Raw genomic sequence first — 9,025 nt, forward strand, 5'->3', positions numbered from 1 at the left:
CCGCCGCCGCCTTCCGGCGTCACCCACACGATATTCTGCGTCGGATCCTTGATGTCGCAGGTTTTGCAATGCACGCAGTTTTGCGCATTGATCTGCAGCCGCTCGGTATTATCTTCATTGGTCACGAATTCATACACGCCGGCAGGGCAGTAGCGCGCTTCCGGCCCGGCATAGTCGCGCAGGTTGATGTTGACCGGCACGTTCGGATCCTTCAAGGTCAGGTGGATCGGCTGGTCTTCGGCATGGTTGGTGTTGGAGATGAACACCGACGACAGGCGGTCGAAGGTCAACTTACCGTCCGGCTTCGGATACTTGATCGGCGCGTAATTGGCGGCCGGTTTCAGGCATTCGTGATCGGCATGGGTATGGCGCAGGGTCCATGGCGCTTTGCCGCCGAACACCACCTGGTCGATGCCGACCATCAAAGTGCCGAGATACAGGCCCTTGCTCATCCACGGCTTGAAGTTGCGCGCCTTGTGCAGTTCCTGGTGCAGCCAGGACTGTTCAAATGCCTCGCTATAGGCCGTCAGCTCGTCGAACTGGCGGTTGTTGCCCAGGGCTTCGAACGCGGCGTTGGCGGCCAGCATGCCGGTCTTGATGGCGGCGTGGCTGCCCTTGATGCGGCTGGCGTTGAGGAAACCGGCATCGCAGCCGATCAGGGCGCCGCCAGGGAAGGTCAGCTTGGGCAGCGATTGCAGGCCGCCGGCGGTAATCGCGCGGGCGCCGTAGGAAATGCGCTTGCCGCCCTGGAAAAACTTGCTGATTTCCGGATGCGTCTTGTAGCGCTGGAATTCTTCGTAAGGCGACAGGTAGGGATTTTCGTAAGCCAGGCCGACCACATAGCCGACCGCGACCTGGTTGTTTTCCAGGTGGTACAGGAAAGAGCCGCCGTAGGTCTGGGTATCCAGCGGCCAGCCCGCGGTATGCACCACCAGGCCAGGCTGATGCAGCTTGGGGTCGATTTCCCACAGTTCCTTGATGCCGATCGCATAGGTCTGCGGATCCTTGCCCTTGTTCAGGTCGAACTTCGCCATCAGCTGCTTGCCCAGGTGGCCGCGCGCGCCTTCGGCAAACAGGGTGTACTTGGCGTGCAGCTCCATGCCCAGCTGGAAGGCGTCGGTAGGCTGGCCGTGGCGGTCGACGCCCATGTTGCCGGTGGCGACGCCCTTGACCGAGCCATCCTCGTTGTATAGCACTTCGGCCGCCGGGAAGCCGGGGAAAATCTCCACGCCCAGGATTTCCGCCTGCTGCCCCAGCCAGCGCACCACGTTGGCCAGCGAGATGACGTAATTGCCATGGTTCTGGAAACAGGCAGGCAGCATCCAGTTCGGCGTCTTGTAGGCTTTTTTCTCGGTCAGGAACAGGAAGCGGTCTTCGCTGACTTCGGTGGTCAGCGGCGCGCCCAGCTGTTTCCAGTCTGGCAGCAGTTCGGTCAGCGCTTGTGGGTCCATCACTGCGCCGGACAGGATATGGGCGCCGATTTCGCTGCCTTTTTCCAGTACGCAGACCGACACCTCGCGGCCTTTTTCAGCTGCCTGCTGTTTCAGCCGGATCGCCGCCGCCAGGCCGGCCGGGCCGCCGCCGACCACCACCACGTCATATTCCATGGCTTCGCGCGGACCGTATTGTTCCAGGAGGTTCTGCTGGTTCTGCCCTTGGGTTGGAGTCATTGTCTCTTTACCTATAATTAATTTTTCGAACGGATGTGCTAATTGTCCGGGATTTTGCGGCAGAATGCTAGGTTTCAACGGCGGGTTAGTGCTGTTCCTCGCTTGCAGGACGCCAATTTACCGTATTCAGGAAAGTTAGTGCAATGGAAAACAGAAAACACATTCATACCACACGCATCGCCATGCGCTGGGGCGATATGGATGCGCTCGGCCACGTCAACAACACCGTGTATTTCCGCTACATGGAGCAGGCGCGCATAGAGTGGCTGCAGCAGATCGGCAGCGACTTCGATTCGCGCCACGGGCCGGTGCTGGTCAACGCCCAATGCAGTTTCCTGCGGCAGTTGAAATATCCCTGCGAAGTCGAAGTCAAATCCTATATCGGCGCCGTCGGCCGCTCCAGCTTCGAGGCGAGCTACGAAATCCGCCGTGCCGACCTGCCGGAAGTGGTGTTCGCTGAAGGCATGGCGAAGATCGTCTGGGTCGATTTCGACCTGGAAAAATCGATGCCGTTGCCTGACGACCTGCGCCAGTTGCTGACCAACCCGGCGCCGGTGGCCTAAACGCCTTCGCTCTGGGCAATGCCCAGCAGCCGGTGCACCAGTTCGCTGGAGGTGGAGGCGGTAAATTTTTTCATCAGGTTGGCGCGGTGCATCTCCACCGTGCGCGGGCTGAGGCCGATCTGCTTGCCGATCAGCTTGCTGGTCTTGCCTTCCACCAGCAGCGCTGCGATTTCCCGTTCGCGCGGCGACAGCGTGGATGAGGCGCGGCGTTTTTCACTCAAATCTTCAAAAGTCCAGATGCCCGCAGCGTGGGTGTCTTCCGGCACCAGCGCGTGGCCGGTGACATGGCACCAGAACAGCTCGCCGTTGGCGCGCCGCATGATTCTTTCGTCGGAATAGATGCCCTTGGCGTTCATGATAGGAACGATGCGGGCGCCGGTGCGCTCGAACTCGTCCTGGGTCGGGTACAGCACCTTGAACGACTCGCCGTTCAGTTCACCCGGCTGGTAGCCGAACATGCGCGCCAGCGCCAGGTTGCATACCTGCATGATGCGGCGTTCAGAGACGCACATGCCGATCGGCGCATGGGCAAAAATCGTTTCGTAGTCGACAGCTAGATTAGGCAGTGGCACTTGTCGGATCAGTCTGGTGTTGGTTTCGTATTTTTACGGTATTGTTGGAAGCAGCGCTTCGTCATATGCTAACAGACTGCACGCAAAGCAATAATAGTTGGAGTTTACACAAACAGGAGGCATTGGCATGAACAAAGTTTATCCTGACGCGGCAAGCGCGTTGGCCGGCATAGTCAAAGATGGCCAGACCATCGCCGTAGGCGGCTTCGGCCTGTGCGGCATCCCCGAGGCACTGATCCTGGCGCTGCGCAATTCGGCGGTGCAGAACCTGACCGCGATTTCGAACAACGCCGGGGTCGACGGCTTCGGCCTGGGGCAATTGCTGGCGACGCGCCAGATCAAGAAAATGATCGCCTCGTATGTCGGCGAGAACAAGGAATTCGAACGGCAGTACCTGGCCGGCGAACTGGAGCTGGAATTCACGCCGCAAGGCACGCTGGCGGAAAAGCTGCGCGCCGGCGGTTCCGGCATCCCGGCGTTCTTCACCAAGACCGGGGTCGGCACGCTGGTCGCCGAAGGCAAGGAAATCCGCGAATTCGACGGCGCCAAGTATGTGATGGAACGCGCGCTGGTGGCTGACATTTCCCTGGTCAAGGCCTACAAGGCGGACCGCAGCGGCAACCTGATATTCAACAAGACGGCCCGCAACTTCAATCCGAACGTGGCCATGGCCGGCAAGATCACCGTGGTGGAAGTCGAGCATCTGGTCGAGGTCGGCGAACTCGATCCGGACCAGGTGCATACGCCCGGCATATTCGTCCACCGCATCGTGGTCAATGCGACGCCGGAAAAGCGAATCGAACAGCGCACCGTTCGCACGGCATAACCCACAGAATACGGAGAATAAAATGGCTTGGACACGTGACGAAATGGCCGCGCGCGCGGCAAAGGAATTGCAGGACGGGTTTTATGTCAACCTCGGCATCGGCTTGCCGACCCTGGTGGCGAACCACGTACCGCAGGAAATCGAAGTCTGGCTGCAGTCGGAGAACGGCTTGCTGGGCATAGGACCGTTCCCTACCGACGATGCAGTCGATCCCGACCTCATCAACGCCGGCAAGCAGACCGTGACATCGCTGCCGGGATCCTCGTATTTCAGCTCGGCGGATTCGTTCGCCATGATACGCGGCGGCAAAATCAACATCGCCATACTCGGCGCCATGCAAGTGTCCCAGCACGGCGACCTGGCGAACTGGATGATCCCGGGCAAGATGGTCAAGGGCATGGGCGGCGCCATGGACCTGGTGGCCGGCGTCGGCAGGGTAGTGGTGCTGATGGAACATGTCGCCAAGAGCAAGGACGGCTCCACTTCGCACAAGATCCTCGAGGCCTGCAACCTGCCGCTGACCGGCGTCGGCGTCGTCAACCGCATCATCACCGATCTCGGCGTGCTGGATATAACGCCGCAAGGTTTGAAGGTGGTCGAACTGGCGCCGGGTGTGAGCCAGCAGGACATCATCGAGCAGACCGGCGCGCCATTGGACCTTAGCGCGCTGCACTGAAATTCATCTGGAAAAATGGCGCCTGGCACCGATCGCGTGTCAGGCGCCATTTTTTATGGTCAAGCGGTGTTGGTATTTTTACCTATTCCCACAGCCAGTTCCAGAATCCGGGCAGGTGCTCAGCCTGCGTACTATCCCGTACGCTTCTTGCCAGCGCCGCACGTTCCAGCGCGGCCTTGTCGTCGTAAAACGGTTTGCTTGCCGTCGGCAGCTGGACTGCTCGCGCGCAATCCATCAGTATTTGCAGATATTCCGCCATGTGGTCAGCGGTGTAACTGTTGATATCGTGAAAACTCACCACCACAGGAATACTTCCATCGACCGTCGGCAACTCGCCCGCGGCAATCCGTTCGCGCACAGCCGTCAACAGATGCAGCATGTTGGAGCGTCTTCTCAGGCTGCCCTTGATGCCATATATCTTGCCGTCGTTCGCGCTCAGGTCGGTCAGCAGCATATGCATGTCCCGCTGCTGGTAAGCGGCAAACGTACGCTTGTCGTAGTTCCAGAACGGCGGCCGCACCAGTTTCGGCGGGCTTCCCTGAATCGAAACAATGTCGGCAATGCCATCGTTTAACGATTGCTCCAATATGTCGGGACTGAGGAAGCGATGGTTGGCATGATGCGGCGTGGCGGTGTGAAAGCCCAGCAAATGTCCTTCATCGACTTCGCGCCGCAATATGTTCCGCCCAAATTCCGTCTCGCCGGCATCGGCCGAACGGGTTTGCACAAAAAACAGGGCTTTGACGCCGGGTTGCAGCGGATTACGCGCGAGCGTATCCAGTATGGACAGTGTCGGATTGTCAGTCCTTGGCCTGGCCGGGCCATCGTCGAAAGTCAGCAGGAATCGGATCGGCGGCTGGGATTTCAGTCGCTCGGCGGTTTGAGGCGACATGGGAACCGGTTCAATGGCGCAACCTGCGGCACCGACCGCCACCAAAATCACGACCAGGCCGGAAATGATTTTTTTGATATGCCGTGACGAGCAGGGAATTACCTTGCGCAATGACATGAATGAAGCGGGAAGCGAAGACATGCGGTGACAGACAATAGAACAGTGATTGAGATGAGGAGGCGGCGCAGCGCGAATGATACGCCCACCGCCTGTGCTGCCGGCCGGCTGTTACAAACAACTACAGTTACGGTGGCCGTATGGTCGGGAACCGGGGCAAAAATCCGGTTTTTACTGTCCGTCTGTGAGAGCTGGCGTGCAAGGGTAGCGTCATATGCGATAAGATGTTGTATATACGCAAAGCAAAACATATTGTCTGACCACCGTTTTGCTTGCCGCCACCCATCAAGTTTTGCCGAAACGGGACCGCAATGACCATACCAACCCACAAGTCTGTCCAGTGCATTTCACCCGCCGGCCTGCATAAAATGGCCTACCAGGAATGGGGCGATCCGCATAATCCGAACGTATTGCTGTGCCTGCATGGCGTGACCCGGGTGTCGGACGATTTCGACCAGCTGGCGCGCACCGTCTGTGATACCTACCGCGTGGTGTGCCCGGACGTGGCCGGTCGCGGCCGCTCGGACTGGCTGCGCGACCCGCAATACTACGTGCTGCCGCAATACCTGAACGATGTGGTGACCTTGCTGGCGCGGCTCAACGCCGAAACCGTCGACCTGGTCGGCACCTCGATGGGCGGCCTGATCGGCATCGGCCTCGCGTCCCTGCCGGAAAATCCGATACGCAAGCTGGTCCTGAACGATATCGGCCCCAGCCTGAATGCCGAGGCGATGGGGCGCATCGGCGAGTATATCGGCGCCGACATGCGTTTCGCCACATTCGACGAAGCCGCCGCTTATGTGCGCGCCATCTCGGCATCGTTCGGCCCGCATACCGACGCCGAGTGGCACAAGCTGGCCAGCGACGTCTTGCGCCAGAACGCGGATGGCCAGTGGATCCGCCATTACGACCTGAAGCTGGCCCAGCCTTTCATCTCGACCAGCGCCGAAGTCTTCAAGCTGTCGGAACAGCTGCTGTGGAAAGCCTACCAGGCGATCACCTGTCCCACCTTGCTGGTGCGCGGCGCCGCATCCGATCTGCTGTCCGTCGAGACCGCCCGCCTGATGACCGAAAGCGGACCAAAAGCCAAGCTGGTGGAACTGGCCGGCGTCGGCCATGCGCCAACCTTTTTGCATATCGACCAGATAAAAGTCGTCACCGACTTCCTGATCGACTGATTTGTTGTTGCTGATTTACTGCTGATTTACAGCTTATTTATTGTTTAATCGAGGAGACGAAATATGACTATCCAGCGCCTGCACGTCGGCAAGAGACTTTCGGAAGTCGCCATCCATAACGGCACGATCTACCTGGCCGGCCAGCTGGCCGAAGACACCACCCAGAACATCGAAGGCCAGACGCGCGAATCGCTCGGCCATATCGACCGCCTGCTGGTGGAAGCCGGCAGCGACAAGCATCACATCCTGTCCTGCCAGATCTACCTGGCCGACGTCAAGGATTTCGATGGCATGAATGCAGTCTGGGACAGCTGGGTTTCCGCCGGCAATGCGCCGCCGCGGGCGACGGTGGAAGCCAAGCTGGCGCGTCCGGAAATCCTGATAGAAATTATCGTGGTCGCAGCACAAAAATAAAGATGTAAGCATGGTTTCGCTCACTGCAACACAACGCGCTACGCAAATCCAGCTGTGCACCGCCGGCTTGAGTGCCGAGGACAGCGCACGCGTGCTCGACGCCCTGGCTTTTGTCGAGCCGCTGTATGCCGACAACGTCATCACGACCGGCCAGAGCACGCTCGATTTTTCGCAAGGCGTCACCAGCATCCTGGCGCTGCTCGATACCGATGTCGAAACCCGCATCGCCGGCCTACTGTTCGAGCTGCCCTTGCTCGACGCCAGTTATGCCGACACCATCGAACAGCGCTTCGGCAAGGAGATTTCCGACCTGGTCGGCGGCATCCGCCAGCTGATGCGGCTGCACGGCTTTACCTTCGGCCTGCCGCAGGAAGTCATGCGCGGCAAGAACGCCGCCCAGCAAGCCGCCAGCCAGGTGGAAACCCTGCGCAAGATGCTGCTGGCGATGGCGACCGACATGCGGGTGGTGCTGGTGCGGCTGGCTTCGCGCGTCACCGCGCTGCGTTATTTTTCCGAGCACAAGATGGAAAACGAGCGCACCAGCCAGTACGCGCGCGAGACGCTGGACCTGTATGCGCCGCTGGCCAACCGGCTCGGGATCTGGCAGCTCAAGTGGGAACTGGAAGACCTGTCGTTCCGCTTCATCGATCCGGTCACCTACAAGCGCATCGCCAAGATGCTGGAAGAGCGGCGCATCGAACGCGAAGGTTTTGTCGACGCCGCCATCACCCGCCTGCGCAGCGAGCTGGCGGCGGCCGATATCAAGGCTGAAGTCTCGGGCCGGCCGAAACACATCTACAGCATCTGGAACAAGATGCAGGGCAAGGAGCTCGATTTTTCCGAGCTGTACGACGTGCGCGCTTTCCGCGTGATCGTCGACGATGTCAAGACTTGCTACACCGTGCTCGGCATCGTCCACAACATCTGGGTGCCGATCCCGAAAGAATTCGACGACTATATCTCTCGCCCCAAGCAGAACGGTTACCAGTCCCTGCACACGGTGGTGCTGGCCGATGACGACCGGGCGCTGGAAGTGCAGATACGCACCAACGAAATGCATCATTTCGCCGAGTACGGGGTAGCGGCCCACTGGCGCTACAAGGAAGCCGGCGGCTCCAATTTCTCGGCGCAGAAGTACGACGAAAAGATCGCATGGCTGCGCCAGCTGCTGGCCTGGAAAAGCGAAGTGGTGGATGCGGTGGTCGAGCATGAAGACAGCCGCCGCGAATGGCTGGAAAAGCTCAAGCAGGCTACGCTGAACGACCACATCTACGTGCTGACGCCGCAGGCGCGCGTGATCGAACTGCCGAGCGGCGCCACGCCCATCGATTTTGCCTACTACCTGCATACCGACGTCGGCCATCGCTGCCGCGGCGCGCGGGTGGACGGCAGCATGGTGCCGCTGAATACGCCGTTGAAGAACGGCCAGACGGTAGAAATCATCACCGCCAAGAACGCTCCTGGCGGCGCCGGCCCCTCGCGCGACTGGCTGACGCCGGGTTACGCCGCCAGCGCGCGCACCCGCTCCAAGGTGCGCGCCTGGTTCAACGCCATCGAACAGCAGGAGACCCTGGCCAGCGGCCGCAGCCTGCTCGACAAGACCTTGCAGCGCGAAGGCAAGACCGCGGTCAACCTGGAAGAGCTGGCGCGCAAGCTCGAATTCGCCAAGCTGGAAGACCTGCTGCTGGCGATAGGCAAAGATGAATTCAGCCTGCGCCACGTTGAGCAAGCCTTGCACGACGACCCCGGCGCCAAGTCGGTCGAGCACGGTAGCGAACTGGAAGAAGCGGCGATTACCCGCAAGAGTCGCGCCTCAAGTGTGGCGCATGGCGGCAGGTCGGGGGTGCTGGTGGTGGGCACCGACGGCTTGATGACGCAGCTGGCCAAATGCTGCAAACCGGCGCCGCCGGATCCGGTGGTCGGCTTCATCACACGCGGCAAAGGCGTTTCCATCCATCGCGAAAACTGCAAGAATTTCGCCGAGATGCGTATCAAGGCGCCGGAACGCGTGATCCAGACCACCTGGGGCGCGCCGGAAGCGGAAACTGTCTATCCGGTCGATATCTTCGTGCTGGCGAGCGATCGCCAGGGCCTGTTGCGGGATATCTCGGAAGTGT

Annotated in this window: 9 protein-coding genes; 6 read left to right on the plus strand and 3 right to left on the minus strand. The window is 60.1% G+C overall.

Going from position 1 to position 9,025, the window contains the following annotated elements:
- Positions 1-1,670 (minus strand): electron transfer flavoprotein-ubiquinone oxidoreductase (locus JWQ61_RS21365; protein ID WP_304362291.1); only part of this gene is annotated, 1,670 nt, incomplete at its 3' end.
- A gap of 143 nt (positions 1,671-1,813) precedes the next feature.
- Between JWQ61_RS21365 and JWQ61_RS21370 the strand changes: the two genes are divergently transcribed.
- Positions 1,814-2,233, plus strand: a complete 420-nt coding sequence (locus tag JWQ61_RS21370) for a thioesterase family protein (protein WP_304362292.1) — start codon at positions 1,814-1,816, stop codon at positions 2,231-2,233.
- Here JWQ61_RS21370 and JWQ61_RS21375 read toward each other — a convergent pair.
- The gene (locus JWQ61_RS21375; protein ID WP_144736034.1) at positions 2,230-2,805 is read right to left on the minus strand and encodes a LuxR C-terminal-related transcriptional regulator; all 576 of its coding nucleotides are present in this window, start codon (positions 2,803-2,805) and stop codon (positions 2,230-2,232) included. The two genes, JWQ61_RS21370 and JWQ61_RS21375, sit on opposite strands and share 4 nt — an antisense overlap.
- 127 nt (positions 2,806-2,932) lie before the next feature.
- Here JWQ61_RS21375 and JWQ61_RS21380 point away from each other — a divergent pair, with 127 nt between their 5' ends.
- Positions 2,933-3,631 (plus strand): CoA transferase subunit A, encoded by a 699-nt coding sequence (locus JWQ61_RS21380; RefSeq protein ID WP_304362293.1) that lies wholly within the window; start codon positions 2,933-2,935, stop codon positions 3,629-3,631.
- 22 nt (positions 3,632-3,653) lie between these two features.
- Positions 3,654-4,307 carry a CoA transferase subunit B gene (locus JWQ61_RS21385; protein ID WP_041741549.1) on the plus strand — a complete coding sequence of 218 codons (654 nt, stop codon included), beginning with the start codon at positions 3,654-3,656 and terminating at the stop codon, positions 4,305-4,307.
- Between the two features lie 82 nt (positions 4,308-4,389).
- Here the strand turns inward: JWQ61_RS21385 and JWQ61_RS21390 are convergent, their stop codons facing one another.
- Positions 4,390-5,199 (minus strand): polysaccharide deacetylase family protein, encoded by an 810-nt coding sequence (locus JWQ61_RS21390; protein ID WP_304362294.1) that lies wholly within the window; start codon positions 5,197-5,199, stop codon positions 4,390-4,392.
- 428 nt (positions 5,200-5,627) lie between these two features.
- Between JWQ61_RS21390 and JWQ61_RS21395 the strand changes: the two genes are divergently transcribed.
- The 3 genes from JWQ61_RS21395 to JWQ61_RS21405 all read left to right on the plus strand — a co-directional run.
- Positions 5,628-6,494, plus strand: coding sequence for an alpha/beta fold hydrolase (locus tag JWQ61_RS21395; protein ID WP_304362295.1), 867 nt, complete (start codon positions 5,628-5,630; stop codon positions 6,492-6,494).
- 63 nt (positions 6,495-6,557) lie between these two features.
- The gene (locus tag JWQ61_RS21400; RefSeq protein ID WP_061539706.1) at positions 6,558-6,908 is read left to right on the plus strand and encodes a RidA family protein; all 351 of its coding nucleotides are present in this window, start codon (positions 6,558-6,560) and stop codon (positions 6,906-6,908) included.
- Positions 6,909-6,918: 10 nt separating this feature from the next.
- Positions 6,919-9,025 (plus strand): bifunctional (p)ppGpp synthetase/guanosine-3',5'-bis(diphosphate) 3'-pyrophosphohydrolase (locus JWQ61_RS21405; protein ID WP_304362296.1); only part of this gene is annotated, 2,107 nt, incomplete at its 3' end.

This window comes from Collimonas fungivorans (assembly GCF_028292705.1).
In the GTDB taxonomy this organism is placed as follows: Bacteria; Pseudomonadota; Gammaproteobacteria; order Burkholderiales; family Burkholderiaceae_D; genus Collimonas; species Collimonas fungivorans_B.